This is a genomic window from Chryseobacterium gwangjuense, assembly GCF_021311115.1.
GTDB lineage: Bacteria > Bacteroidota > Bacteroidia > Flavobacteriales > Weeksellaceae > Chryseobacterium > Chryseobacterium gwangjuense.
In genome coordinates this window covers 418775-445045 of record NZ_JAJTNP010000001.1, presented here as the reverse complement: position 1 = coordinate 445045, position 26271 = coordinate 418775, and the positions used below count along the sequence as shown (strand labels likewise).

Here is a 26271-nt window from a genome sequence, read left to right as displayed (position 1 = left end):
TTATTTTATATATCTTTGGTAAAGAAATAGTAAATAAGTTTAAAACAACATTTAAAACCAGAGAGTTATGAAAAATAAAATTCAAATATTAATCGCTTCATTTTTCGTTTGTGGATTCATGGCTGTAATGAACACTGCAAAAGCACAAACTACAAATAACAATACCATTCAGGAAGTTCAGTTGAATAAGAACGATGCTTTCAGTGAGATCAGAAACTTATTGATGGCTAACTTCGACTTCACAAATTCTGATTATAAACAAGGTGTTGTAAACTCGGAAGTGAAATTTGATATCGCGGAAAACGGAAAAATCGTAAATGTTCATTCTAAAGGGGACTGCAAAAACGTAAGCAAAGAGATTGAAAACGTCTTAAGTAAACTTTTATACAGAGTAGACAGTAATAAACTAAATGATAACATGATTGCCTCTACTTATGTAATGCCTGTAAGAGTAGATATCAACAACAGATAATGTTCATAAAATCTTTTATATAAAGCCATACAGATTTCTGTGTGGCTTTTTTAAATGTAAATTGTGAAAATTTTAAATAGAAATTTTATAATAACTGAAAATGAATTTCGTTTTATATTTAAATCCACAAAATTAAAACAATATGAAAAATTTAAAGAAACTAACAAAAACAGAACTAAAGTCAGTGTATGGCGGAGCACCAAAACAATACTGTGTTTACTGTGAAAGGTTAAACAAAACCGTTTGCAGTACAGTTCCGATCGGACAATGTCCTTAACAATCCAAACCGCTTTTTATCAGGCGGTTTTTTTATTTGTATTATTAAAAATATTGAGGGTATAGAATGTATTGTTTGAAATTTTTTTTCTCACATCAAAACAAAAAATTAATACATTTGATAGGATAAAAAACAATCGTGAATCCCATTTTAGATGTAGTTATTCGTTCGCTTTGCGTTTACCTTTTCATGGTGATCGCCATTCGTTTGTTTGGTAAAAATCAGCTTTCCCAGCTTAATGCAGGAGATGTAGTTTTGCTCTTGCTTATTTCTAATGCCGTTCAGAATGCAATGGTGGGTCCCGATACATCTTTACAAGGAGGTTTAATTGCTGCCTTGGTGCTCTTTGTGGCCAATTTTATTGTAAAAAGATTAATGTTTAAGAGTCCTTCATTTAAAACATTTATGGAAGAAGATCCTGTAATTCTGGTAAAGGATGGTGTGGTGATCCAGGAAGCTTTAGATAAAGTGAAAATAACCGAAGATGAGCTGGAAGAGGCAATAAGGGAACATGGGGTGAACGGAATTAAAAAGGTTAAGCTTTCTGTTCTTGAAGTGGACGGAAATATCAGTGTGATTTCTGAAGATGAAAATAGTAAACAGACGCACTATTCCAGAATTAAAAGAAAAAACAAAAGAAAATATCTTAGATAAATGAACTACGAACTTAGGGAAATGCTTCCTCGTGATGAAGCCAGAGTGTTGGAAATTTTCAAACAGGGTATTGATGGGGGAATTGCCACATTTGAAACAACAGTTCCCACTGCAGAAGCCTGGAATATGGATTATTTCAACGATTGTCGTTGGGTTTTGGAAAACGAAACCAACGAAGTAGTAGGGTGGTGTGCTCTAAAACCGGAGAGTAAAAGAGAGAGTTTCAAAGGAGTGGCTGAAGTAAGCATTTATTTCGATAATGATTATCAGGGTAGAGGATTGGGTTCGGTTTTGCTTAAAAAGATGATTTTGGATAGTGAAAACCACAAATTCTGGACTTTGCAAACGAATATATTCCCTGAAAATGAAGGGGCTTTAAAAGCTCATCAGAAAAACGGCTTCCGAATTGTTGGAACAAGAAAGAAAATAGGAAAGCTTAACGGTGAATGGAAAGATGTAATCATGCTTGAAAGGAGAAGTGAAGTGATTTTTTAACAAAAAAAATAATAAAGTTTCTTAAAATATTCATAGAATTTAATAATAATGCTTTATTGGCACCAGTCTTGTAAGTTTCAAAAGGTAAATTTGAAAATAACTTGTTATGAATTTTTTAACTAAAGTATTAGGATTTTTCTTAATCATCTTTTCTTTTGCTTTTTATCAGGCTTCTCCTATGCAGAGAGGTCATGGACATGGTCATGGGTCGAAAAAACATTATTACCACGGTTCACATAGATCTTATTATGGACCTGTAGTTTATCACAGACCTCCAAGACATCATTACAAAAGATATTATTATGAGCCTGTAAGACCTAGATATTATTCTCATAGAGCACCTAGGGTTTATCATAGCAGACCGGTAATTATAGTGAAATTATAAAAAAATATAAATGACTGTTTTTACAGTCATTTTTTATTTGCTATTTTTTGGATAGTAAAGTGTTTAGTAATCAATGATTTCTTTTTGATCTCTTACTGAAATTATTTTATGTTTAAAACTTTGGCATTATGATTGATTATTTTCGATTTAGAAATTTGAAAAAGTGGAAAAAATGAAAGGATTGATTAAAATTGTAGGGGTGGCAACCGTAATGCTTATGTTGACTTCATGTGTGATTCATGAACATCATGGAAGAAGAGTGCCTCCTGGTCATACAAAAAAAATATACATCTATGAAAAAGGAGGTCATGGTAATGGACATTACAAACACAAAGGTAAAGGTCACAAACATCATTAAGATGAAGAAAATAAAAAGCACTGAAATTTTCAGTGCTTTTGTTGTATTTAAATTAAAGTCTAGATTTCTTAGGATTGAGGAAGGTATTAAAAATCATTACCTCCTGTCCGAATTTCGTTTCGATTCTTTCGGCAATATTTTCCAGTTCGCTTTTCACAAAATCTTCTCTCAGATCATCATTATCAAAAATTAAAAGAAGGTTGTAGTTTTTCCCGTCTTCAATATAATCACTGTGAACCTCGGAAAGAATATATTTATTGACATCCATTAAATTTTCAGTCATTAAAACCAGTGTTTCATCAATATAATTTTCCCATTTTTCAAGATGAGTTTTTGTGCAGTGGAAAGTTATACTTAATACGCTCATATTTTATGAATTTTTAAGATTCTGTGGATAAATTTTACTGCAAAAATCGGCAAATTTTTCGTAAATTAGCCCGTTAATAAAAATTCGAAAAGAATAATTTTCAGACTCACAGCTAAGCGTCTGACTATCATTATAATAAAATTTGTTTATGCAAAAAGAAGGAGAAAGATTAATTCCTATCAACATTGTTGATGAAATGAAGTCGTCTTATATCGATTATTCGATGTCGGTTATCGTTTCAAGAGCGCTACCTGACGTAAGAGATGGCTTGAAACCCGTTCATAGAAGAGTGCTTTATGGTATGTATGGATTAGGGGTTTTTTCTAATAGAAAATATTTAAAATCTGCGAGAATTGTTGGGGATGTTTTAGGTAAATATCACCCGCATGGAGACTCCTCCGTATATGATGCAATGGTAAGAATGGCTCAGGACTGGAGTTTGCGTTATCCTCAGGTTGACGGTCAGGGTAACTTCGGTTCAATGGACGGTGACCCACCTGCAGCAATGCGTTACACCGAAGCAAGATTGAAAAAAATCTCTGATGAAGTTCTTTCGGATTTGGATAAAGAAACAGTTGATTTCCAGAATAACTTCGACGACAGTTTGCAGGAACCGACCGTAATGCCTTCAAAAATTCCAAACCTTTTGGTAAACGGAACTTCGGGTATTGCAGTAGGGATGGCAACAAACATGGCTCCTCATAACTTGACGGAAGCTGTAAATGCAATCTGTGCTTATATTGATAACAAAGAAATTACGATTGATGAATTAATGCAGCACATCATTGCTCCGGATTTCCCTACTGGTGGGATTATTTACGGGTATGATGGGGTAAGAGATGCTTTCCATACAGGAAGAGGAAGAGTAGTTCTTAGAGCTAAAGTTGCTTTCGAAGAAATCGGAAACAGAAATGCAATTATCGTCAACGAAATTCCTTATCAGGTAAACAAGGCGGAAATGATCGCAAGAACTGCCGAACTTGTTAAAGATGAAAAAATTCCAGGAATTTATGAAATAAGAGATGAGTCGGACAGAAGAGGTCTTCGTATTGTTTATGAATTGAAAAACGATGCGATTCCAAATGTTGTTTTAAACTTATTATACAAATATACTTCGCTTCAGACCTCTTTCAGTGTTAATAATATTGCTTTGGTACATGGTAGACCGGAACAATTAAACCTAAAAGATATCATCCACCATTTCGTGGAACACAGACATGAAGTTATTGTAAGAAGAACTCAGTTCGAGCTTAAAAAAGCGAAAGAAAGGGCTCATATCTTAGAAGGTTTCATGAAAGTGATCGGAACGCAGGATTCTTTAGATAGAGCAATTTCCATTATCCGTCACTCTGCAAATCCACAGGCTGCAAAGGAAGGATTAATTGAAGCATTTGAGCTTTCTGAAATTCAGGCTCAGGCGATTCTAGACTTACGTCTTGCTCGTTTGACAGGAATGGAGCTTGATAAGATCCGTGATGAGTACGATGCAATCATGAAAGAAATTGCTGACTTGGAAGATATTTTGGCTAACGAACCAAGAAGATTCCAAATTATCAAGGATGAATTAGTTGAAGTAAGAGAAAAATACGGTGACGAAAGAAGAACAGAGATCGATTATTCAGGAGGTGAAATGTCTATCGAAGATATTATTCCAAATGAAGCGGTGGTTCTTACGATTTCTCACGCAGGTTATATTAAGAGAACTTCACTTTCAGAATATAAAGTTCAAAGTAGAGGTGGTGTAGGAAATAAAGCGGCAACAACAAGAGATTCCGATTTCTTAGAGTATATCGTTTCTGCAACCAACCACCAGTATATGTTATTCTTTACAGAAAAAGGAAGATGTTATTGGTTAAGAGTATTTGAAATCCCTGAAGGTTCTAAAACAGCTAAAGGAAGAGCGGTACAAAACTTAATTAACATTGAACCAGACGATAAGATTAAAGCATATATTAGAACCAATAACTTGAAGGATGCTGAATACGTTAATCAAATGAGTGTTGTAATGGTAACGAAAAACGGTACTATTAAGAAAACATCTTTGGAAGCTTATTCAAGACCGAGAATTAATGGAGTAAATGCGATTGAAATTAGAGATAATGACCAATTGTTAGGTGCATACTTAACGAACGGAACTTCTCAAATTATGATTGCTACGAAAAATGGTAAATGTATCCGTTTCCCTGAAGAAAAAGTAAGAGAAGTAGGTAGAGGATCTATTGGTGTTCGTGGTATCATGATGGAAGATAATGACGAGGCAATTGGTATGATTGTTGTCAATGATCTCGAAAATGATACGGTTCTTGTGGTATCTGAAAAAGGATACGGTAAAAGAACGGCTGTTTTAGACTATAGAGAAACTAACAGAGGAGGAAAAGGAGTTATCACCCTGAATATTACTGAAAAAACAGGAAATCTGATTGCTATTCAAAACGTAACGGACGAAGACGGATTAATGATTATCAACAAATCCGGTGTTGCGATCAGAATGGGAATGGATGAAATGAGAGTAATGGGTAGAAATACTCAGGGAGTAAGATTGATCAATCTTAAGAAAAATGACGAAATCGCAGCCATCGCAAAAGTAGCAATGGATAAAGATGTAGAAGAAGATTCTGAAGAAATTGATGAAGAAGGAGAAACTGTAATCGATAACGAAGAAAACAATATAGAAACACCTCAGGTAGAAAATGAAAATTCTGGTGAGGAAACGGAGAATTCTGATTCAGAAGAATAAAATTGTACAATTAATATAAAATAGTTATTATGAAGAAACTAATTTTAGGTATAGCTATTGTTGCATCGGCTTTTGTTTTTGGGCAAAAAGAAGATGTAAATGCAAAGCTGCAGGCTGCTAATAAAACAGCTATGGATGCTTATGGTGCTAAAAATTATACTGTTGCAGCTCCAAAGTTTATGGAAATATATGAGTTGCTAAAAACTAGCGGACAGGATGATAAGACGTATATGTATTATGCCGGATTAAGCTACGCACTAGCAAACAATATAGACTCTGCTACAAAAATCTATACTGATTTAATTAATTCAGGATATACTGGTGTTCAAACAACTTATACAGCGAAAGATAATAAAACGGGGCAAGTTGTTAATTATGATAAAAATACTTGGGAACTATTAAAGAAAGCTTCTTCAAAAGATTATTCAGATTTCAAAACTGAGCAAACTAAAAGTGTAGAACCTGATTTGTATGAAACGTTATCAACATTATTGTTAAATGCTAAGAAAAACGATGAGGCTTTAGCAATTATTGAAAAAGGATTGGCAAAATACCCTAATAATGCTAAATTAAAAGAATATCAGGGAAATGCATTATACGCATCTGGAAATACAGATAAATTTATGCAGAACCTAAAGGAGCAATTGTCTAAAAATCCTAATGATGCTACAAACTGGTATAATTTAGGAGTTTTACAGTCTAAAAATCCTACAATGGTTTCTGATGCGACAGCATCATTTAAAAAAGCAATTGAATTAGGTGGTAATGATCCAAAACTTATAGGGAATGCATACCAAAATTTGGTGTATACAACTATTGGTGATGATGATGCAGCGGTAAAAGAAATCAACGCAATAAGAAAAACCAATCCGGATAAAGCAACTGAACTTATTGAAGCAAGAAAAGCAAGATTTAATCAATCGTTGCCTCATGCTGAAAGTTGGTATAAAGCTCAGCCTGAAAATTTAGATGCTATTTCTACATTAAAAGAAATTTACAGCATCACTAAGAATCAAGCAAAATTTAGTGAGATGAAGGCTAAAGAAGCTGAAATTCAAGCTAAACAGCCTAAATAATTTCAGAAACCTGAAATAAAATATAAAACCGGGACAATTAATTTTGTTTCGGTTTTTTTATTCAATAAAAAGCAACTTAAATAGTAGATTTTCTGCTATTTTGAACGATGAGATGTTTCGGAAAGGATCTTTACTATTTGGGATTTTTCCTTAGCCAGAATGACAATATAAAAGCTTGCAAAAAGTTTAGAATAGGTAATAAATTTTACTTAAAAGTTCCAATGATTATCATCAAAAATCAATGTTAAAATTCTGTGTAATTCCGTATCTTTGAGAAAAATTTTTACAAAAATGATCGAGTGGAAAACCGTCAAAGAATACGATGATATTACGTACAAAAAATGTAATGGTGTAGCAAGAATTGCTTTCAACAGACCGGAAATTCGCAACGCTTTCAGACCAAAGACTACTTCAGAATTATATGATGCTTTTTATGATGCTTCAGAAGATCCGTCAATCGGGGTTGTATTACTTTCAGGAGAAGGACCAAGTCCAAAAGACGGAGGATGGGCTTTCTGTAGCGGAGGTGATCAAAAAGCGAGAGGACATCAAGGGTATGTGGGAGAAGACGGAAGACATCGTTTAAATATTTTAGAAGTTCAGCGTTTGATTCGTTTCATGCCAAAAGCTGTCATTGCGGTTGTTCCGGGATGGGCTGTTGGTGGAGGACATTCTCTTCATGTTGTTTGTGATTTAACTTTGGCAAGTAAGGAGCATGCTATTTTCAAGCAGACTGATGCAGATGTTACAAGCTTTGATGGTGGTTACGGTTCAGCATATTTGGCAAAAATGGTGGGGCAGAAAAAAGCTCGTGAAATTTTCTTTTTAGGTAGAAATTACTCTGCTCAGGAAGCTTTCGAAATGGGAATGGTAAATGCTGTAATTCCTCACGATGAATTAGAAGATACAGCTTACGAATGGGCTCAGGAAATTTTAGCAAAGTCTCCGACTTCAATCAGAATGCTGAAATTTGCAATGAACCTTACCGATGACGGAATGGTTGGTCAGCAGGTTTTCGCGGGAGAAGCAACACGTTTGGCTTATATGACAGAAGAGGCAAAAGAAGGAAGAAATGCATTCTTAGAAAAAAGAAAGCCGGACTTCGGAAAAGATCAATGGATATCTTAACATAAGTAGTGAGTAATAGGTAATGAGCAATGTCGCCATTACCTATTGCTCATTGCCAATTACTTATAAACTATGAATGATTGGATACAAGCCGCAAGGCTTAGAACATTGCCACTTTCTTTAAGTGGGATTATAATGGGAGCTTTCATTGCAAAATGGAGGCTTTATGGTGAAGGCGGATTTTGGGACTGGAAAATTTTTGCTTTGGCACTTGTCGTGACTTTATTGTATCAGGTTCTTTCTAACTATGCAAATGATTATGGAGACGGGGTAAAAGGAACGGATACAAAAAGAGCTTCTGAAGCAGAAGCAAGAGCAGTTGCGTCAGGAAAAATTACGGCAAAACAAATGAAAAATGCAGTCATTCTTTTCTCAGTGTTATCTTTTGTAGCAACTATTGCACTTTTATACACTGCCTTTATTCCGAATTATATGAACGAATTTTATATTTTCATCGGATTAGGGGTCGCTTGTATTTTAGCAGCAATTGGTTATACAGTAGGGAAGAAGCCTTACGGATATATGGGATTGGGAGACCTTTTTGTATTTATATTTTTCGGTTTGGTTTCGGTGTGCGGAAGTTATTTCTTATTTACAAAATCGTTTAGCTGGGATATGTTATTACCTGGAGCAGCGATTGGAATGATGAGCATGGCGGTTCTTAATCTTAACAATATGAGAGATATCGAAAGCGATAAATTATCAGGAAAAAATAGCTTTGCACTAAGAATCGGATTCAAAAATGCGATGATTTACGAAATGATCCTGTTGCAATTGCCGCTAATCTTAATTTTAGTGTTTTTGGCAGTAAATGGATTCTTCCAGACACAAAATTATTACGTTTTTGTCGTAATGATTTTAATGCTTCCATTAATGAAATTAAGAAGACAGATTATGGCTGTAAAAAGTCCGAGAGAGTTGGATCCGTTTTTAAAACAGGTGGGAATTATGACTTTTGTAATGGCTGTTCTTACCGCTTTTGGACTTAATTTTTTCCATTAAAATACAAAACTATGAATTCAAATGTCTACGTTGAAGCTCAAATGCTGATCAGAAAGCCGATTGAAGATGTTTTTGAAGCATTTATCAATCCGGAAGTAACGACTCAATTTTGGTTTACAAAATCAACCGGAAAACTAGAAGAAGGTAAAACGGTGACTTGGGAATGGGAAATGTATGGAGTGAAAACAGAGGTTAAGTGTATTCAAATTGTTAGAAATCAACTGATAAAAACGGTTTGGGGAGAACCTTCAACGAATGTAGATTATGAATTCAAAGAAATGGAAAAAGGAACTTTGGTTGTGGTTAAAAGCTATGGATTCTCTCAGACCGGAGAAGATCTTTTAAAAGTAATTAATGACAATACAGGTGGTTTTACAACGGTTCTTGATGGCTGCAAAGCTTATCTGGAACACGGAATTAATTTGAGATTAATTGAAGATAAATTTCCACAGAAATAATTTAAATGAACAATAATTATAGAATTACTTCTTGGTTATCAATCATTATATCCATTGGTTTCTTTTTATTGTTGATTAAAGAATTGATATTTGGAGAATTATCTTTATCAGAAATTGCAGTAACTCCTATCATCTTAGGAATAATTCTGTTGATTGATTTTTTTATTTCTTTACAGGTTTTAAAGCAAAAGATAAAACCGAATATTTTTCTTCAAATATTTCAAATTGTGATAATTATATATTGTTTGTACTTGATTTACTATTACAATAGCGGTATGTCAGTAAAAGTAGATCAATTCATAACTCCATAAATTTTAAAATAAATTAAAAATGAAAATAAAATACTTGGGACAAAACTGCTTTTTGTTCACGTATAAAAACAAAACAATTTTGTGCGATCCTTTCTATAATTACAAGAAAGCAGAATCAGGGTTTGATATTTCGGCTCAGAAAATTGATTATATTTTGTTGACTCATGCGCACGGAGATCATATTGCAGATGTAGAAGAAGTATTGCAGTTTCATCCTGAAGCTACCATTATTGCTGTTCCGGAAATCTGTGGATATTTTAAAAATGCAAAAAATACGGATGATGTGAACTTAGGAGGATCGGTAAAAATCGATGATCTTAAAATTTCTATGGTTCCGGCTCACCATACAAGTTCTTTCCCGGATGGAAGCTACGGAGGTGTTCCTGTAGGATATATTTTCAGACTTCCTGAAGGTAAAAATGTGTATTTGGCAGGCGATACAGGGGTAATGGCAGATATGGAACTATTTCCAAGATTATATGGGAATTTAGACCTTTCTATCCTTCCGATTGGTAGCCACTATACCATGTGTCCGAGAAAAGCAGCTTTTGCAGCAGCAGAATTGTTGAAAACCCCAAAAGTTATCGGATGTCATTTTGATACTTTCCCTGCGATTGAAATTAATCATGAAAGTACATTGAAGCATTTCGCTGATAAAAATGTAGAACTTGTTTTACCAAAATTAGGAGAGGAGTTCGAATTTTAAATAAATGTTGAAAGGTAGTTTGAAAATCAGAATCGAAATGTTGAAGTGTTTAGAAACAAAAAAAGATAATTTTCAAATTACCTCTCTTCAACTAAAACCAATAAAAAATGGCAAGCTACCTAAATCACACCGCTACGACCAATTACCTTTGCTGCGTTCCCACCCTGGAGGATTCTCAGGAGCTGGTTGTTTAGGACTTGCCGTTGCAAAGGTAGGAATATTTTATAAACTTCAAAACATTATTAAAAAAAAAATAGTTGAAAAGTCTAATGATAGCGCTAAATAATTGAGATTTAGAACAATAATTTTTCAACTTTTTTCAAAAAAATTAAATATGACGAAAAGTCCATCAACATTAGGAATTATACTTTTTATCGCTACAATGGTTGTTTTTTTTGTAGTGTATTATTTTTTCTCAGGTATCAATTATTTTGATATTTCATTGAAAGCCAATGCTTTCGTTTTACCTATTTTATATGCTGCTACCGCTTTTTGGTCTGTGAAATCGTACTGGAACACTCATAGAGAGGTGAGTTTCAGAGATGCATTCAAGAGAGCATTTATTCCAATGTTTATCGGAGGAATTCTTTCTGTGTTCAGCATTTATGCATTTTTGAATTTTGTAGATACAGATGCTAAAAAACTTCTGAATTATCAATATGTAACAAGACAAAAATCAGAACTTGATGCAGAATATACTTCTGCAAAAAAGATTTTAAAGCATCAAAAAGACATTGATGAATTGGAGCAGAAGTATAAAGAAGGTCTTCAGAGATTCAATCCTGAGACTATAAAAGGAAAAGATATGCTTACGGCAAGTCATTTTTCAGGATATTTTGCAGCAATTCTGATATTTTACGTAGTTTTGTCAGTATTTTTCGGAGCGTTTTTCAGAACGAAAACCATTCACCCCGAAACAGAAAACGAATAATAATTTTATTAAAAATTAAATGAATTTATCTATAGTTATTCCGTTGTTGAACGAAGAAGCTTCTCTGGAAGAGCTTTTTTCCAGGATCGATAATGTTTGTAATTCAAACAGTTTATCCTATGAAATCTGGTTTGTAGATGATGGAAGTACAGATTTATCTTGGAGTATTATCGAAAATCTAAGGGTTCAGCATCCTCAGGTTCATGCTATAAAATTCTCCAAAAATTACGGAAAATCTCAGGCGTTACACGCTGCTTTTGAAAGAACGAACGGAGATGTAATTATCACAATGGATGCTGATTTACAGGATTTCCCGGAAGAAATTCCAGAATTGTATTCAATGGTTGTTAATGAGAATTACGATATTGTTTCCGGTTGGAAAAAGAAGCGTTTTGACAATGTGATGACGAAAAACGTACCTTCAAAATTATTCAATGCGGCGGCAAGAAAAGTTTCGGGAGTTTACCTTCACGATTTCAATTGCGGATTGAAAGCTTATAAAAAACAAGTGGTAAAAACAATCGATGTGTATGGAGATATGCACCGATACATTCCGGTTTTGGCTGCGAATGCAGGTTTTAGAAGAATTACGGAAAAAGAAGTTCAGCATCAGGCGAGACCTTACGGAACTTCAAAATTCGGAACTGAAAGATTTATCAGAGGTTTTCTGGATTTGGTAACCCTTTGGTTTGTAAGTCGTTTCGGTGGGAGACCAATGCATTTCTTCGGAGCAGTAGGAACGCTAATGTTTATCGTTGGTTTCCTTTCTGCGCTTTGGTTAGGAATTTCAAAACTAATTGATGTTGCAAGAGGAATTTATGGACATTTAATTACCAATAATCCTTGGTTTTTTATCGCTTTAACAATGATGATTATGGGAAGTTTGCTTTTTGTAGCAGGATTCTTAGGAGAAATGATCATCAGAACCAATAGAGAACATAAGAATTACAATATTGACGAGGTAATTTAAAAAGCATAAAATAAGCTATAAAAACTCCAAAAAGTACTACTTTTTGGAGTTTTTTTGATTTAAATACATACTTTTTCCGATATTCGTAATGATGAAAAAAGAAAGCATGGAAAGTGTTAAAATAGAAATAGAAAATTTGGTAGATATTAATTTTTTATCCGAAGAATATGATATTTCAAAGGAAGAACTGATTTCGTTCCATAATCAAAACTGTACGTTGCATGAGCTGTTGCCGGAACAGCTTCCTAAATATATTAAGTATCTCTATGTTCCTGTAGATAAGTACAATCAATGGAAAGAAAAACAGCTTTTATCCTCCCATATTGAAATTCCTGAATTTTCAGGAGAATTTATGTATGGTGTTTCAATAGTACAACAACCCCAGGATTTGAGAATGCATTATCTCGTTGATATTCAAAGATTGTCTGAAAATAGAGTATCAGTTTCAAGGCAAAAACTCTATGTGAATGATGAAGAAGTAAATCTGATGGTTGAAAAATTGATAGAAACCGCCGGAGAAGCATTATATCCATTACATTTTTCATTGCATCAGAAAGGAAATTTGAGTGAGATAAAAAACGGGAAAGACATTCAAATAAGATGGAAGGAAATTTATCTTCCAACAATCCGCGAACGTTACGTAGGAGAGATTACAGATGAGATGATTGCAAAATTCAACCGTTTTTATGAACATATTGAAAAAAATATAGTAAGCCTACAACAGAATATCTTCTATCCGGTCTTTTTTTTACCTCTTTATGACAGATATCCTGGTTATCAAAAAAGAGAGCAAATAGAATTTTATTTTCCTGATTTAGGTGAAACGGTTTTTTATGATGCTGTTTTTTCTCTTCAAAAAATGTATACGGATAGAGGAAGAATTCTTGTTCATATAACTGGTGACCAAGGGTATGAAGAAATAAGCCTTGATGAGAAAAAGGGAAAAATTGACCTCGTTTATCAGTTAGACAAAAAAACAAGAAACATATCTTCAGTTACCGGAACATTATCAACTTTTTATGATCATCAAGAAATTAAGATTTTTATTGAAATATATCGACAAGAATCTTATCTTTGATATACCAAAATCATAAAAAATAATAATATGAAAGCACTTTTTAGTCCCTGAAGTTTATCACAAACTCAAATCGTTCTAGAATAATTCTGTACCAAATAGCTGGTCAGTATTTACCTCTACAGGAATAATCCGTTTTTTGAATGTATTCTTTGCAAATATTGTGAAGAAATTTTTAGTATAGATTTTCTTGATGCAAATATTTTTCCTGTACATCAAATACAATAAGGAATGAGTGAAAAACATTTGGTTTGTCAGGGTGCAATCTGTAAGTGTCAATTTGGAACAGCTCCGGATAAACTTATGGTAAAAACCCAGAGCAAACGTTATATCAACGATAAAGATGGGAGCCAGAAACTAATGGCTACTCATGTGGATATTGGAACTACTTTCGAGAAAAATACTTTTGGAAGCTGTGCAAAAATGAATAATAGTCCTTGCACACCCACTGTTACGAAATGGGATGGTTACTACGAAAATATTACAGTAGAAGATAATAATGGAAAAGCACTTCTTGAAGACAGTAAAGCAACCTGTGCCATAAGCGGATCTCCAAGTATAGAAATCATTTTTCATGGACAGACTGCCGAACCGAATCAGCAGAACGTGGAGAATGCGCGGCCGGAAGTGGTAGCGCAGTTGTTGCCTGTAGAAGAAGATAATACTGAATATATTTATTATACAAAAGAAGGACTTTATTTGGGTGGGATAGAGAAAAGTACCAAAATATACTTAGCGACTCAGGAGGAATATGATAAAGTTAAAGGAGATAAGAAATGGTCGGGAATTAATATTGAAACTAATTTACTTAAAGAAAAAGGAGCAGCTATTTCAAATGAAAAATTCGTAGAGAAAGCATCTACAATATATGGCGAAAGTTCAGCGTATAGGGGGAATGTTGAGATGGAAGAAGAGTTGGAGTTAGAAATGCGGGCTATAGCTTCCGTTCATAAAATCAATAAAGTTGCTTATGGAATAAATAGTACTCAGGCTGTTTTATTCAGAAATACGAAAATTGAAAAAAGAAATGAAACCAAAAAACAATTGGCATTGGCTGCAATTATCCGTTCATTAACAACAGATGAAGATCCAAGTAATGGAGCAACAATGTGGGATGGTGCAGAACAGGCTGCTTTTTCATCCGATGATGACAGGTATTCAACAGGGAAATTTGAGATTCATATGAATACAATGGGATGGACTATCTCAGATGAGCATCATTCCAAATGGCAGACAGGAGTTGAGAGACTCGGAGCGACTTTTAATGCCCCTAAAGAAAAATATACTCCGGGCAAAAACCCTAACAATAAATATGCAACTGAAGATACTATTGCTCTGGAATCTAGAGCGGTATATTTAGGAACTATTTTTTGGAAAGAATTAAAAACCAGAAAAAAGAAACCCAATGAGAAAAAGAAATAATCTGTATTTTTTTATCGTGTTCTTTTTTTACCTAGGCTGTAAATCTCAAAAACATGATTATGTAGTAGTTCATTCAGGGAATAATGAACTTCAGGCAAAGTATTATTTTCATCCTGATCATTCAGAATATGCAAGAGCTTATGGTAACTCTGTGAAAAATGATTCTCTGTCATTTAACCGTAATAAAAGCGATTTGATTGTCAATGAGTTTAATTATGATGAAAAACAGAAAAAAAGAACAGCTAACGGAAGCATTAAGTATGTTGATTACTATACGAGCCTTTCAGATATTATTGTGTCCGGAAATCCCATATCAGTGGATGAAGTTCCTGTGAACAATCTCAATTTTATAAAGAAGGATCTGGAAATAGAAGATATAATCAAAGAAAACTGTCAATCAGCAAAAGAAGGATACAGCAATTGTGATTTTATTTTTCCAAAAGGCAATGTTCCTCCTTATTTACCTGAAAGTTCAACAATAACATCTGCCAAAATAAAGAAAGGTAAAAACGGATTAGAAGAACTTGAAATACAAGGTAAATATGATGATAAAACTTTTAATTATAAAAGAAACTATTATTACGAGAATAAAAGGATAAAAAAAATAATTACTACTGTGAAAGATAATATTTCTGTTAACTCTTATGAAGACACTTATACTGTGAAGAATTGAAAGTTGAGGGTATTTTCTAACAATAAGATGAGCTAAAGAACAGATGAAAACCACTTAATACTGAATTATTTATGGTAATTATAGGAGATACACGTCCGCTCGCAGGCGCAAGCTGTACATATACATTATCGTCAGGAGGAAAGAAAATAACTCCGAAAGAATGGAGAATAGAATATGGAGGCAAAGTATTGAGAACCAATACCAATGGTTCTTTTAAATTTAATGTTAGCTTAGCGGGAAAAACTGTTAAGCTTGTTGCTGTTGCCGTGCAAAATGGTAAACAGAACATATATTCCGTCAATCTGACTATTCTTGCAAGCCGTCCTGAAATAGTATCTGTGGAATGGCAAGATTCTAATGGAAAAGCTATCGGAAAGCGTAAAGTAGGATATCTGGATAAAATAAAACTCAGCATAAAAACCGCCAATATTCCGAAAGGTGACAGTCTCACAATATCGGTGTATGAAGATGATACGACCGGAGACCGTGCTATGGGAACTTATACGAGCAGTGCTGTCAATGAAAGAGGATATGCATTTTTATATTTCAATCATCTGAATTTATACCAGACAAAACTAAATGATTCTGATTGGGTTAATGAAAGTGAGCATGAATATTTTGTAAAAATAGTATACAAAAATCATATTGACCAGGCTGAAGAAAAAACTCAGTTGGTAGTTGAAAATGAGTTGAAAAAACATGTCGATCAGCCAAAACCAACGAGTAATCCTATAGTTGTGGGAAAAACAGAACCTGCTGTTAAACCTAAAAAAAGAGCTGTTCATTTTACATTTGGGGTTTTTATAGACGGAACGCTGAATAATATGTATAATACAGAACTTAGGAAAAAAGCAGAAGGAAAAGATCAGACAGAAACAACAGGACTTAACCGGAATATTCTGGCAGGTAGCATCTATAAAAAACATGGGGATGCTGACGATCAGGAAAGTAGTTATGAAAATGATCTTTCAAACCCTGCCATCTTATTTAAAAAATATAAAGAAGATAAAGCCAAGAAACTATTTAAAGTATATACGGAAGGAATAGGAACAAATTCTGCCCCAAAAACACAGGAAGCAGATCTTATGGCTGAAGATTATAAAGATGACGATGTTATGCAGGGACCAGGTTTTGGAATGGGAACAGCCGGAATAAAAGATAGGGTACGAAAGGCTATTGAGGACGTAAAACAATACATTTCCTCTAATATCAATAAAGATCGTGAAGTCGTTGGAGTCTTAACTTTTGACGTATTTGGATTTAGCCGTGGAGCAGCAGCAGCTCGTCATTTTGTACATGTTGTTACACAAGGAGCGTATAAACCTAAAGTGACTTATGCTAAAGAAACTATTTACGCAAGGGATATGTTTGGTTATTCTCTAGATCAATCATATGCTTATAAAATAATGCCGTCATACGGATATCTGGGTCAGCTGCTTGATGAAATGAAGCTTATGGATGAGCAGATGAAAGTTGTCATTCGTTTTGTCGGAATTTATGATACCGTTCCACATTATGGCTTAGCTCAGTCAAATGATAACAAACAACTTGGACTGGATGATGTAAATAAGGCTAATTATGTGGTGCACATGGTGGCTGCAGATGAGCATCGTGCTAATTTTAGTTTAGTTAATATTTCGACAGTTACCAAAACATCTCCCGACAGTGGCAAAAAAGGAGGGATAGAATTATCTTATCCGGGAGTTCACTGCGATGTAGGAGGAGCTTATGAAGAAGGTCGTCCGGATAATCCTAAAAGAATAGATGCTACTATATTGGCAAGCAGTCTGGAACCTTTACGCTCTGAGCTGATAAGACAGGGGTGGTTTAAAGAAGGTGAACTTACAATTATTCAGGATCCTTTTTACAGGCCTACTATTAATAATTTCCGTCTGGAAGGGGATAGGAAGAAAATCAGTAATCAGTATAGCTACATTCCTCTGCATATCATGGCTGATTTCTGTACGATGAAAGAACTTCCAATTAACAAATCCGCTTTATTAGAATTTAAAAACTTTAAAGCAAACTGGATTAGTGGTAACGTTCAGTTTTTAGAGGCAATTAAGACTAAATTAGAAAATTATTCCTTCAAAGGAGGAGAACCTTTTGTATTTGTTGAGCCAGGTGTTCATGTTGAACCTCCAATTGTATATGCAACGAATAGTCCGGATGCAGCCCGGTATCAGAGAGAAAGAAAGATGCGGGAATATGAGGGACAGGCAAAACTGAATGCGGAAGCTGACAAAAAGAATGAATGGATTAAATTCCTTCGTAATAATTATCTGCATTGGAATTCAAGGTATGGACAAAAATTATCGGAAATCCCTGTTCAGAAAGATCATCCTAATATAGAAAACGGAAAACGGAAAAGAATTGTATACTAATGAAAATATTATTAATCAATCTGCTGTGCAGTATACTTTTATTACAAAGCTGTAACAAAGGAAACAAACAAATGAACATCGAAAATAAAAAAAACTTTTCCTATGCGGTAACATTTTCTGCGGCTACAGGCTTTACTGCAGAAGTGCATGAAGGCTATCTGGCCGATGAAAATAAAAAAATGATATGTGGAGTTCCAAAGGCAGGAATGGAAGAAGGACCGTGGCAATATGACGGTGCAAAAGCCGGTCAGGGAGGAAATATTATTCCATCTTATATTGATCTTACATACGTTGCTTATGCTGAGAAAAAATTTTACAGAATAGAAGGAGCTTTGCCTAAAGATAAAATTTTAGCCGCTTTTCAAAAAGGATTTAAAGTTAAAGGAAATGAAATTGAAAACGGAAAATCAATATGGGAGAATGGAACCTATGATGAAGTAACAATTGGCGCTGCTCCGGGAGGTATAATCGTAGTATGGCTTTCCGGTAACCACCACAGAACAGAAATTTGTCGTTTGCAGGCTAAAGAAACCACTGTAGATGTTAATGATTTCTATGACAATCCACATAATAGAACCCAGCAAGGCTTTTTTGATGAATTATACAAGATTTCCATTTCCGACAGCATTAAAACTGTAATTGAAAAAAACGGAATTCCGTATGGGTTGTGGGATAAATACAGAGAAAAGTATAATTATCGTTTCAGACTTCATCCTTACGATGAAAAAGATACTTTTGATCAGATTTATCGATTGAATTATAATGGCGAATCAGAATATTTAATAGACACAAAGGCTACGGAAATTTATAAAAAAGATGCAATTCCTTACAACGTTGTCTTTATGATGCAGAAATATAGTGCAGAAATAGGATTTAACGATGAGGAGCTGATGGTAATATTCGAAAAATTTAAAGAAAAACATTCTGATAAACCCATTGAGATTGTATTAGTTCCTTCATTTATGTATAAAGATATTAAAGTATATGCTGAATGTGACAGTGAAAAAGTAGAGTTGAAAAAAGTGAAGGTGATTGAAATCTGGGGAGGATAAAAAGCAGGTTAATCAATTCCGAAGGACACAAAAAACAGCAAAAAAATAGTGTTTTTTCTTATATTTGTAAAAAATGAAGAATTAGCAGAGTGTTTTGAAATGACTATGAATAAAAAAAGTTGTTTGAACTGTGGTCATTCAATCTCCGATGAGTTTTGTGCTCATTGCGGACAGAAATCCGACACAGCAAGAATAACGATACATTCGCTCATCAAAAATGATATTCTCGGATCAATTTGGCATGTAGAAGCTAAATTTCTTCATACTTTAAAAAATATTTTATTCAGATCCGGAAAAACGGGGATGGATTATATTGCAGGAAAAAGAATCAGATACAACAATTTTATATCGTTGTTACTGATTCTTTTTGGTTTTAACGTCCTGAGTTACCATTATTATGAAAAATTTGCTCCTGCGCAAACCCTTACAGATGATGTGGTCTATGTAAAGGATTTTTTCTCAAAATATTCTAAAGTAATATTGTTTGTCATTATTCCGATGTTAGCCATAAATGCCTATTCTCTTTTTAGAAGAATAAAATTGAATATTGCCGAACATTTTATGATAGGAACAGTAAGTCTGTTAGGAATTTTAATCCTATTTTTGCTAAGTGATATCGTGAGTTTGATAGGTTTATGGAAACCTGTTGAAAAGATTTTCAATATCATTGATAAAATTATATTCGGTCTTTCTATTCTTTTTCCGGCAATTACTTATTGGACTGCTTTTAAAAATTCATACTCAAAACCAGGATTACTGTGGAGAGTATCGGTTCTTTATGTTTTGATGGGAATAGAAACTCTGATAATAATTGCTGTTTTATATGAAATATTTTAATTGGATATGAAAAATATAGTGTACACATTAGCTTTGGTTGCTGTCGTTTCCTGTGGAAAAGTTTCACCAAAAGGAAATATTGAAAGGAAAAATGTGGATGTTTCAGAATTTGTAAATCTGGATCTGGAAGGAAAGTTTCGTGTTTTTTATGCAAGAGGAGCTAAAAATTTTGTTGAAATCGAAACTTATCCGAATGTTGCGGATAATCTTGATGTTGATGTAGAAAATAAAACACTTTCTATCAAAGAAAAACGAGGAACAAAAGGGGTAGATTTTTATAATGTGACAATTTATTCAAAATATAATCTGGAAAAAGTTGCCATTTCTGATTCTGTCGAAATGAACATTTCGAGCGAAATAAAGACGGATAATTTTCGATTGAACTTAAAAAATTACGCTACATTTATGGGTTCGGTAAATACAAGAAGAGCAGAAGTTGAAATGCAGAACCGTAGTAGAGCTAATTTCCTCGGGCAAACTAAAAACGCAGTGATAAAGATTTCTGATACAGCAAGTTTGATTGCGCCATATTGGAAAATAGAGAATCTGAAAATTGATTCTAAAAATGGGAATTATGCAGAAGTAAATGTAAAAGATTCGTTAAAAGGTCACATTCAGAATACGGCAAAATTCTTATATTATAATGACCCGATTCGTGCATTTAAAATAGATAAAGAAACGAAAGTAGAAAATAAAAAATTGGAATAAGAAAAGGAGAGAAGATGGAGGTTAGAGGCTAGAAGAATTGAAAATACAAAATAATTATCAATGAGTTTTAAATTTGAGAAACTGATTATTTGGCAGAAATCGATGGATTTTGGAGAAAGTATTTTTAATTTATCTCAAAATTTTCCAAAAGATGAAGCGTTTAATTTAACTTCACAAATTAGAAGGGCTTCTGATTCTGTTGCATTAAATATTTCTGAAGGAAATATTTTACAGTCAAAATTAGAATTTAAGAAATTTTTAGGGTATTCAATTCGTTCTTTAGCTGAAGTTGTAACCTGTTTATATAAATCAAAAAACAGAAAATATATTTCGGAAGAAAATTTTAATAAATTATATAATGAAAGCTATAGCCTAATGAATCAGATTATAGCGTTCAGAAATCAAATAAAAAAATAAAAGCGGAAGCCTGAAGAAGGATGATGGAAGACTTCCAGCTCCCCGCTTCTAAGCTTCCAACCAAAAAAATATACAAATATGTCAACATTAGAAAAAGCGAAACTTTGGTTAACCGATACATTTGATAAAGAAACAAGAGATGCTGTTCAGTCATTAATTGATAGCAATTCGCCTGATTTGGAGGACTCATTTTACAGAGAATTGGAGTTCGGAACAGGAGGAATGAGAGGAATTATGGGTGTTGGAACCAATCGTTTAAATAAATATACATTAGGTCAAGCAACACAGGGACTTGCGAATTATATGTTACAGCAATTTCAAGGTGAGGAAATTAGTGTTGCGATTGCTTATGATGTAAGAAATAATTCAAAAGAATTTGGAAAATTAGTAGCAGATGTTTTAACGGCAAACGGAATTAAAGTATTGCTTTTTAAAAATCACAGACCGACTCCTGAATTGTCTTTTACGGTTCGTGATAAAAAATGTAACGGAGGAATTGTATTGACGGCTTCTCACAATCCGCCGGAATACAACGGTTACAAAGTATATTGGAATGACGGTGCACAAATCGTTCCACCACATGATGAAGCCATTATCAATGAAGTATATTCTGTGAAATTTGAAGAAATTAAATTTAACGGAAATGATGATTTGATCGAATGGATCGGAGAAGAGCAGGATGATGTTTATATCGATACTTGTATTGAAAATTCAACCTACCAGGATGTTGGAAAAGGTAATTTGAATATTGTTTTCACATCTATCCATGGAACAACGTATACAACAGTTCCAAAAGCGTTGGAAAAAGCTGGTTTCAAGAAAATCGATTTAGTTAAAGAACAAATGATTCCTAGCGGAAATTTTCCGACGGTAGATTCTCCAAACCCTGAAGAACCTGCAGCATTGGAAATGGCTATGGATTTGGCAAAAATTACGAATGCAGATATCGTGATCGGAACCGATCCGGATGGTGACAGATTAGGAATTGCTGTTCGAAATCTTGAGGGAGAAATTCAGTTATTGAATGGGAATCAGTGTAATACGATTTTAACGTATTATATTTTAGACCAATGGAAAAAACAAGGGAAAATCACAGGAAAAGAATTCATTGGTTCTACGATTGTAACTTCGGATATTTTCTTTGATATTGCTCAGAAATTCGGTGTTGACTGTAAAGTTGGATTAACCGGATTCAAATGGATAGGGAAAATGATCCGTGATTTCGAAGGTCAGGAAAAATTCATTTGTGGTGGTGAAGAAAGTTTCGGATTTATGACCGGAGATTTCGTTCGTGATAAAGATTCTTGCGGAAGTATCATTTTAGCTTGCGAAATTGCAGCTTGGTGTAAAGCTAATGGGAAAACAATGTACCAATACATGATCGAAATTTATAAGGAATTGGGAATGTATTACGAAGGATTGATCAATATTGTTAGAAAAGGTAGAGATGGAGCAGAAGAAATTCAGAATATGATGAAAAACTTCCGCGAAAATCCTCCAAAAGAATTGGCAGGGTCATTGGTTGAAGAAGTGAAGGATTTTAAAGAACAAACCAATTTTATCGTTTCAAAAGGAGAAAAACAGGTAATGAACGACATTCCAAAATCGAATGTTTTGATTTATTACACTCAGGACGGAACAAAAGTTTGCGTAAGACCTTCAGGAACAGAGCCGAAAATTAAGTTTTATGTTTCAGTGAAGGATTCTGTTACTTCAGAAGCTGATTTTAAAGATAAATTGAAAGCTTTAGAAGCAAAAATAGGAGAGGTAAAAAGAGACTTAAAGTTGGATTAATTGTCACTAGATTCATGATAAGAAATAGTTTAGCTGCTTTTATTGTATTGATTTCTCTTTTTTCTTGTAGAAAGGAGACTGCTACTAACGTTTCAGATAAAAAGAATGTTAGTGATACAATTGCTAAAACAGAATCGAAAGTGGATAATTACCAACCCATTGATACTACGTGTTCTTCTAAAAATAAAACGGAAGATTATATTGCAGCTCTTCAATGGTATCAACATAAAACTGAGAAAGAAATTACTCAGAATTCGCCGGAACAAAATGCTCAATTATACGAAGATTACATCAAGATTCGTGAGAAATATACAGCTTGTTTAAGTGAAAATTTGGGCAAAGTCTTAGAAGAATATGTAAATTATTATGATTCCGGAAGTAACAGCTACAAATTCCCGGAAAATATAAAGAAACTGAGTGCTGAACTGAAGAAAGGAGATCTTGAATTTACAGAAGTAGGAGAAGGATATACTGAAATTTGGTCTGTGCCTGATCATTATTTTTCTGTATTTAAAAATAAAGTAACACCGGATTATAATACCTTTATTGAACAATTATCGAAAGAAAGTGAAGGTCTTTATTCGGCAGATGCAGGATTGGTAATTTCTTGGAAAGAATTGGGCGAAAGAACGGTTTTTTGGGAAAATTTCATTAAAAAATATCCTAAAAGTCCTTTAATTTCCAGAGTAAAGGAGATGTACAATAATCATTTGCACGATTATTTGTTCGGGATGGATAATACACCTACACATGAACATTCTGACGGAACGTTATATGATGAAAACAGAGAAGAATTTAATAGGATAATAAAAAAATATCCGAATTCGAATGTAGCTAAAAAATCAAAGGAATTAATAAGCCTTTTTGATGCAAAAGTTCCTGAAGAAGAGATTCATAAGAGAATAAATATTAATTGAGAATAGTAAATAAATTTAAATTAAAATAAAGTGAAAGTTTCAAAATTAGCGGCGAACCTGATTGGTTCTGAAATTGTAAAAATTGGTAATGAAGTAAATGATTTAAAGGCGAAAGGAGCGGAGATTGCTAATCTTACGATTGGTGATTTGAATTCTAATATTTATCCGATTCCTGCAAAATTGAAGGAGGAAATTCAGAAAGCGTATCAGAACAATCTGACAAATTATCCGCCTGCAAACGGACTTTTATCTTTAAGAAAATCAGTTTCCCAAGACTTAAAAACGAGATGGAATCTTGATTATTCACCGAACGATATTTTAATTACGGCAGGTTCAAGACCTTTGATCTATGCGGTTTACAAAACTATCGTTGACGAAGGTGATAAAGTAGTGTATCCGACACCATCTTGGAACAACAACCATTACGCTTACCTTACTTCAGCTAATGCTGTAGAAGTGAAAACAACGCCAGAAAACAATTTCCTTCCGACTGCGGACGATTTAAGACCTCATTTGGACGGAGCGGTTCTATTGGCACTTTGTTCACCGTTGAACCCGACAGGAACAATGTTTACAAGAGAGCAGCTTTTAGAAATCTGCGAATTGGTTTTAGCGGAAAACAAAAAAAGAGGTGAAAATGAAAAACCGTTGTACTTAATGTACGATCAAATTTATTCTAACCTTACTTTTGGCGCAGAACACGTAGATCCTGTATCTCTTTTCCCTGAAATGAAAGAATATACTGTGTATATCGACGGTATTTCAAAATGCCTTGCTGCAACTGGAGTTCGTGTAGGTTGGGGATTCGGTCCGGCTCACATTTTAGATAAAATGAAGGCTCTTCTTACACACGTTGGAGCTTGGGCACCAAAACCTGAACAGGAAGCAACTGCAAAATATTATGAAAATCCGGAAGATCTAAATGCTTTCGTAGAAGATTTTAAAGATAAATTGGAAGCCAGCTTAAAAGTTCTTCACGGTGGAATCCAGGATCTAAAAGGAAAAGGTCTTAGTGTTGACAGTATCGAACCAATGGGAGCGCTTTACCTGACCATCAAATTAGATTATATCGGGAAAACAAAACCAGACGGAACAATTATTGAAAATTCTTCTGACTTGGTATTCTATTTAATCAACGAAGCTGGAGTAGCTTTGGTTCCTTTCTCAGCTTTCGGTGAAGAAAAATCTGAACCTTGGTTCAGAGCTTCTGTAGGAGGTTTGGCAATCGATGAAATTTCTGTCATGATGCCGAAGCTGGAAAATGCTTTGAATAATCTAAAATAATTTTTTTGATTTTATAAAAAGTTGGTTCTTTTGAAAAGGACCAACTTTTTTTCACCATAACACACTCACAAATGAACAATGAAAATAATGGATCCAATCAGGAATTGGATCAAAATCCGCCGCTTGAAAATATTTCGCCACAACAACATGAAGTTTCAGATCAATTATTATCTGAAACAGAGACTATAACTTCTATTACAGAAGAATCTACAGTAATTCCACCATCTACGGAAAAGAAAAAAAGAAATCCTTACAAAATTGCATTTTTTGCTTTGGGAGGAGTTGTTATTTTGGGAACGGCTTCATTTTTCGGTTCCAAATATTTGAAGAAAACAGAAGTTCCTGTTGTAGAAAATTCCTGCTTAAATACGGATACCAAAATTTATGATGCTTATAAAGATGCGGTAGCTCTTGTAAAGCATCAATATGGATATTTTGTAAGAATTAAAGGAAAAGAATTTCAGCTGACAGTACCGGAAGCTACGGAGCAAACAGTGTATGGAACAGGTTTTTTTATAGACCGAAAAGGGAATTTGCTTACCAATAGTCATGTTTTGCAACCTTGGAATTCTTCTGATGGAGAAAGTGAAAAAGTAAATACCAATATCAGAAATTTCAGGATGAAAATAGCGTCAATTCTTACGATTGATGTTTCTGAAGATGGTTACGAAACCTTTATTCTCGGCAATTGGGGAAATGCTTCTGTTAATTATGATGATGGTGAACATGAATATAATGAAGGTGAAGAAAGTGTTTCTTCCGGAGAGGAATTTATAAGTTCAAATGATGTACGTGTAGATTCTGCGGCTGAATCAGGAGATATTGCAGCTTCAATTCCTCATCAACAATATGTTTCTGAAAACGAAATTGAAGTTTATGTGAAAACCATTGATATTTCAATTGCTTTACATGATTCTGACGGAGAATGGCTGAGCTGTACCTTTGGAAAGATTTCAGACGATCCGCAAGTCGATTTAGGGGCTTTACAGCTTACCACCCAAGAAACTCCGAAGAATATTACCAATATCATTAATCTGGATAATCTGATTGAAGATGATAAAACATTGAAGCCCGGTCAGAAAGCCATTATGGTAGGCTATCCTTTAGGAATAGATTTAGCACAAACCAATTCCGGAATTAAAGTGCAGTTGTATAATGGGCAGATTAGTAAGGAATCAGATGGTAATAAAGTGCAATACAATATCACATCAACACATGGAGCAAGCGGGGCTCCGGTTTTTAACGAATGCGGTCAGCTGATTGCTGTTAACTTCAGTGGAGTAGATCAGGTTCAGGGTTTCAATTTTGGAATTGTTGCCAAACATGTTAAAATTTTATTTGGGAAATACTCAGCTCCTGCTGTTTAAAGCTAAACCTAATT

Annotated in this window: 27 protein-coding genes and 1 other RNA gene; 26 read left to right on the top strand and 2 right to left on the bottom strand. The window is 34.1% G+C overall.

Features of this window, described 5'->3' with window-relative positions; all coding sequences use genetic code 11:
* Positions 1-67: 67 nt before the first annotated feature.
* The 6 genes from LV842_RS02020 (at position 68) to LV842_RS01995 (ending at position 2641) form a co-directional block, all read left to right on the top strand.
* Positions 68-472 carry a hypothetical protein gene (locus tag LV842_RS02020; protein ID WP_233109790.1) on the top strand — a complete coding sequence of 135 codons (405 nt, stop codon included), beginning with the start codon at positions 68-70 and terminating at the stop codon, positions 470-472.
* Between the two features lie 142 nt (positions 473-614).
* Entirely contained in the window at positions 615-749 is a 135-nt protein-coding gene (locus LV842_RS02015; RefSeq protein ID WP_233109789.1) for a bacteriocin-like protein, read from the top strand.
* Between the two features lie 138 nt (positions 750-887).
* The gene (locus tag LV842_RS02010) at positions 888-1403 is read left to right on the top strand and encodes a DUF421 domain-containing protein (protein ID WP_233109788.1); all 516 of its coding nucleotides are present in this window, start codon (positions 888-890) and stop codon (positions 1401-1403) included.
* Positions 1404-1898: a GNAT family N-acetyltransferase gene (locus LV842_RS02005; protein WP_233109787.1), complete on the top strand. Its 495-nt coding sequence runs from the start codon at positions 1404-1406 to the stop codon at positions 1896-1898.
* A 106-nt stretch (positions 1899-2004) separates the two neighbouring features.
* Complete coding sequence (locus LV842_RS02000) at positions 2005-2283, top strand: hypothetical protein (protein ID WP_233109786.1); 279 nt, start codon at positions 2005-2007, stop codon at positions 2281-2283.
* A gap of 172 nt (positions 2284-2455) precedes the next feature.
* Entirely contained in the window at positions 2456-2641 is a 186-nt protein-coding gene (locus tag LV842_RS01995; RefSeq protein ID WP_233109785.1) for a hypothetical protein, read from the top strand.
* 52 nt (positions 2642-2693) lie between these two features.
* Here the strand turns inward: LV842_RS01995 and LV842_RS01990 are convergent, their stop codons facing one another.
* Entirely contained in the window at positions 2694-3008 is a 315-nt protein-coding gene (locus LV842_RS01990; protein ID WP_233109784.1) for a DUF4286 family protein, read from the bottom strand.
* A gap of 148 nt (positions 3009-3156) precedes the next feature.
* Between LV842_RS01990 and gyrA the strand changes: the two genes are divergently transcribed.
* The 6 genes from gyrA to LV842_RS01960 all read left to right on the top strand — a co-directional run bounded on the left by gyrA (position 3157) and on the right by LV842_RS01960 (position 10426).
* The gene (gene gyrA, locus LV842_RS01985) at positions 3157-5745 is read left to right on the top strand and encodes a DNA gyrase subunit A (RefSeq protein ID WP_233109783.1); all 2589 of its coding nucleotides are present in this window, start codon (positions 3157-3159) and stop codon (positions 5743-5745) included.
* A gap of 29 nt (positions 5746-5774) precedes the next feature.
* Positions 5775-6821 carry a tetratricopeptide repeat protein gene (locus tag LV842_RS01980; RefSeq protein WP_233109782.1) on the top strand — a complete coding sequence of 349 codons (1047 nt, stop codon included), beginning with the start codon at positions 5775-5777 and terminating at the stop codon, positions 6819-6821.
* Positions 6822-7112: 291 nt separating this feature from the next.
* Entirely contained in the window at positions 7113-7949 is an 837-nt protein-coding gene (locus tag LV842_RS01975) for a 1,4-dihydroxy-2-naphthoyl-CoA synthase (RefSeq protein ID WP_039372493.1), read from the top strand.
* 72 nt (positions 7950-8021) lie between these two features.
* On the top strand, positions 8022-8951 hold the full coding sequence (menA, locus tag LV842_RS01970; protein WP_233109781.1) for a 1,4-dihydroxy-2-naphthoate octaprenyltransferase: 930 nt from the start codon (positions 8022-8024) through the stop codon (positions 8949-8951).
* Positions 8952-8962: 11 nt separating this feature from the next.
* Positions 8963-9409, top strand: a complete 447-nt coding sequence (locus tag LV842_RS01965; protein ID WP_233109780.1) for an SRPBCC family protein — start codon at positions 8963-8965, stop codon at positions 9407-9409.
* A gap of 330 nt (positions 9410-9739) precedes the next feature.
* Positions 9740-10426, top strand: a complete 687-nt coding sequence (locus tag LV842_RS01960; protein ID WP_233109779.1) for a metal-dependent hydrolase — start codon at positions 9740-9742, stop codon at positions 10424-10426.
* A 105-nt stretch (positions 10427-10531) separates the two neighbouring features.
* Here the strand turns inward: LV842_RS01960 and ffs are convergent.
* An RNA gene (gene ffs / locus LV842_RS01955) (signal recognition particle sRNA small type) lies at positions 10532-10629 on the bottom strand.
* A 131-nt stretch (positions 10630-10760) separates the two neighbouring features.
* Between ffs and LV842_RS01950 the strand changes: the two genes are divergently transcribed.
* The 14 genes from LV842_RS01950 to LV842_RS01885 all read left to right on the top strand — a co-directional run bounded on the left by LV842_RS01950 (position 10761) and on the right by LV842_RS01885 (position 26257).
* The gene (locus LV842_RS01950) at positions 10761-11357 is read left to right on the top strand and encodes a DUF4199 domain-containing protein (protein ID WP_233109778.1); all 597 of its coding nucleotides are present in this window, start codon (positions 10761-10763) and stop codon (positions 11355-11357) included.
* 19 nt (positions 11358-11376) lie between these two features.
* Entirely contained in the window at positions 11377-12327 is a 951-nt protein-coding gene (locus LV842_RS01945) for a glycosyltransferase family 2 protein (RefSeq protein WP_233109777.1), read from the top strand.
* Between the two features lie 106 nt (positions 12328-12433).
* Positions 12434-13405: a hypothetical protein gene (locus tag LV842_RS01940; RefSeq protein WP_233109776.1), complete on the top strand. Its 972-nt coding sequence runs from the start codon at positions 12434-12436 to the stop codon at positions 13403-13405.
* A gap of 228 nt (positions 13406-13633) precedes the next feature.
* A complete protein-coding gene (locus tag LV842_RS01935) occupies positions 13634-14824 on the top strand; it encodes a DUF4280 domain-containing protein (protein WP_233109775.1) in 1191 nt (396 codons plus the stop codon).
* Positions 14808-15497: a hypothetical protein gene (locus LV842_RS01930; protein WP_233109774.1), complete on the top strand. Its 690-nt coding sequence runs from the start codon at positions 14808-14810 to the stop codon at positions 15495-15497. The genes LV842_RS01935 and LV842_RS01930 overlap by 17 nt, the downstream gene beginning before the upstream one ends.
* A gap of 71 nt (positions 15498-15568) precedes the next feature.
* Positions 15569-17881, top strand: coding sequence for a T6SS phospholipase effector Tle1-like catalytic domain-containing protein (locus LV842_RS01925; protein WP_233109773.1), 2313 nt, complete (start codon positions 15569-15571; stop codon positions 17879-17881).
* Positions 17881-18933 (top strand): DUF2931 family protein, encoded by a 1053-nt coding sequence (locus LV842_RS01920; RefSeq protein WP_233109772.1) that lies wholly within the window; start codon positions 17881-17883, stop codon positions 18931-18933. Before LV842_RS01925 ends, LV842_RS01920 begins: the two co-directional genes overlap by 1 nt.
* A gap of 123 nt (positions 18934-19056) precedes the next feature.
* Complete coding sequence (locus LV842_RS01915) at positions 19057-19770, top strand: DUF3667 domain-containing protein (protein WP_233109771.1); 714 nt, start codon at positions 19057-19059, stop codon at positions 19768-19770.
* 6 nt (positions 19771-19776) lie between these two features.
* Positions 19777-20478, top strand: coding sequence for a GIN domain-containing protein (locus LV842_RS01910; RefSeq protein ID WP_233109770.1), 702 nt, complete (start codon positions 19777-19779; stop codon positions 20476-20478).
* 60 nt (positions 20479-20538) lie between these two features.
* Positions 20539-20895: a four helix bundle protein gene (locus LV842_RS01905; RefSeq protein WP_233109769.1), complete on the top strand. Its 357-nt coding sequence runs from the start codon at positions 20539-20541 to the stop codon at positions 20893-20895.
* A 78-nt stretch (positions 20896-20973) separates the two neighbouring features.
* Entirely contained in the window at positions 20974-22689 is a 1716-nt protein-coding gene (locus LV842_RS01900; RefSeq protein WP_233109768.1) for a phospho-sugar mutase, read from the top strand.
* 14 nt (positions 22690-22703) lie between these two features.
* Positions 22704-23606 (top strand): tetratricopeptide repeat protein, encoded by a 903-nt coding sequence (locus tag LV842_RS01895; RefSeq protein WP_233109767.1) that lies wholly within the window; start codon positions 22704-22706, stop codon positions 23604-23606.
* 30 nt (positions 23607-23636) lie between these two features.
* Positions 23637-24890, top strand: coding sequence for a pyridoxal phosphate-dependent aminotransferase (locus tag LV842_RS01890; RefSeq protein ID WP_233109766.1), 1254 nt, complete (start codon positions 23637-23639; stop codon positions 24888-24890).
* Positions 24891-24961: 71 nt separating this feature from the next.
* Positions 24962-26257 carry a S1 family peptidase gene (locus LV842_RS01885; protein WP_233109765.1) on the top strand — a complete coding sequence of 432 codons (1296 nt, stop codon included), beginning with the start codon at positions 24962-24964 and terminating at the stop codon, positions 26255-26257.
* The last annotated feature ends 14 nt before the right edge of the window (positions 26258-26271 follow it).

Coding starts and splice junctions, on each gene's coding strand:
- LV842_RS02015 (WP_233109789.1), top strand. CDS start 615: ATGAAAAATTTAAAGAAACTAACAAAAACAGAACTAAAGTCAGTGTAT.
- LV842_RS01980 (WP_233109782.1), top strand. CDS start 5,775: ATGAAGAAACTAATTTTAGGTATAGCTATTGTTGCATCGGCTTTTGTT.
- LV842_RS02020 (WP_233109790.1), top strand. CDS start 68: ATGAAAAATAAAATTCAAATATTAATCGCTTCATTTTTCGTTTGTGGA.
- LV842_RS01995 (WP_233109785.1), top strand. CDS start 2,456: ATGAAAGGATTGATTAAAATTGTAGGGGTGGCAACCGTAATGCTTATG.
- menA (WP_233109781.1), top strand. CDS start 8,022: ATGAATGATTGGATACAAGCCGCAAGGCTTAGAACATTGCCACTTTCT.
- LV842_RS01975 (WP_039372493.1), top strand. CDS start 7,113: ATGATCGAGTGGAAAACCGTCAAAGAATACGATGATATTACGTACAAA.
- LV842_RS01990 (WP_233109784.1), bottom strand. CDS start 3,008: ATGAGCGTATTAAGTATAACTTTCCACTGCACAAAAACTCATCTTGAA.
- LV842_RS01920 (WP_233109772.1), top strand. CDS start 17,881: ATGAAAATATTATTAATCAATCTGCTGTGCAGTATACTTTTATTACAA.
- LV842_RS02000 (WP_233109786.1), top strand. CDS start 2,005: ATGAATTTTTTAACTAAAGTATTAGGATTTTTCTTAATCATCTTTTCT.
- LV842_RS01965 (WP_233109780.1), top strand. CDS start 8,963: ATGAATTCAAATGTCTACGTTGAAGCTCAAATGCTGATCAGAAAGCCG.
- LV842_RS01895 (WP_233109767.1), top strand. CDS start 22,704: ATGATAAGAAATAGTTTAGCTGCTTTTATTGTATTGATTTCTCTTTTT.
- LV842_RS01905 (WP_233109769.1), top strand. CDS start 20,539: ATGAGTTTTAAATTTGAGAAACTGATTATTTGGCAGAAATCGATGGAT.
- LV842_RS01940 (WP_233109776.1), top strand. CDS start 12,434: ATGGAAAGTGTTAAAATAGAAATAGAAAATTTGGTAGATATTAATTTT.
- LV842_RS01930 (WP_233109774.1), top strand. CDS start 14,808: ATGAGAAAAAGAAATAATCTGTATTTTTTTATCGTGTTCTTTTTTTAC.
- LV842_RS01925 (WP_233109773.1), top strand. CDS start 15,569: ATGGTAATTATAGGAGATACACGTCCGCTCGCAGGCGCAAGCTGTACA.
- LV842_RS01950 (WP_233109778.1), top strand. CDS start 10,761: ATGACGAAAAGTCCATCAACATTAGGAATTATACTTTTTATCGCTACA.
- LV842_RS01960 (WP_233109779.1), top strand. CDS start 9,740: ATGAAAATAAAATACTTGGGACAAAACTGCTTTTTGTTCACGTATAAA.
- LV842_RS01900 (WP_233109768.1), top strand. CDS start 20,974: ATGTCAACATTAGAAAAAGCGAAACTTTGGTTAACCGATACATTTGAT.
- LV842_RS02005 (WP_233109787.1), top strand. CDS start 1,404: ATGAACTACGAACTTAGGGAAATGCTTCCTCGTGATGAAGCCAGAGTG.
- LV842_RS01885 (WP_233109765.1), top strand. CDS start 24,962: ATGAACAATGAAAATAATGGATCCAATCAGGAATTGGATCAAAATCCG.
- LV842_RS01910 (WP_233109770.1), top strand. CDS start 19,777: ATGAAAAATATAGTGTACACATTAGCTTTGGTTGCTGTCGTTTCCTGT.
- gyrA (WP_233109783.1), top strand. CDS start 3,157: ATGCAAAAAGAAGGAGAAAGATTAATTCCTATCAACATTGTTGATGAA.
- LV842_RS01945 (WP_233109777.1), top strand. CDS start 11,377: ATGAATTTATCTATAGTTATTCCGTTGTTGAACGAAGAAGCTTCTCTG.
- LV842_RS01935 (WP_233109775.1), top strand. CDS start 13,634: ATGAGTGAAAAACATTTGGTTTGTCAGGGTGCAATCTGTAAGTGTCAA.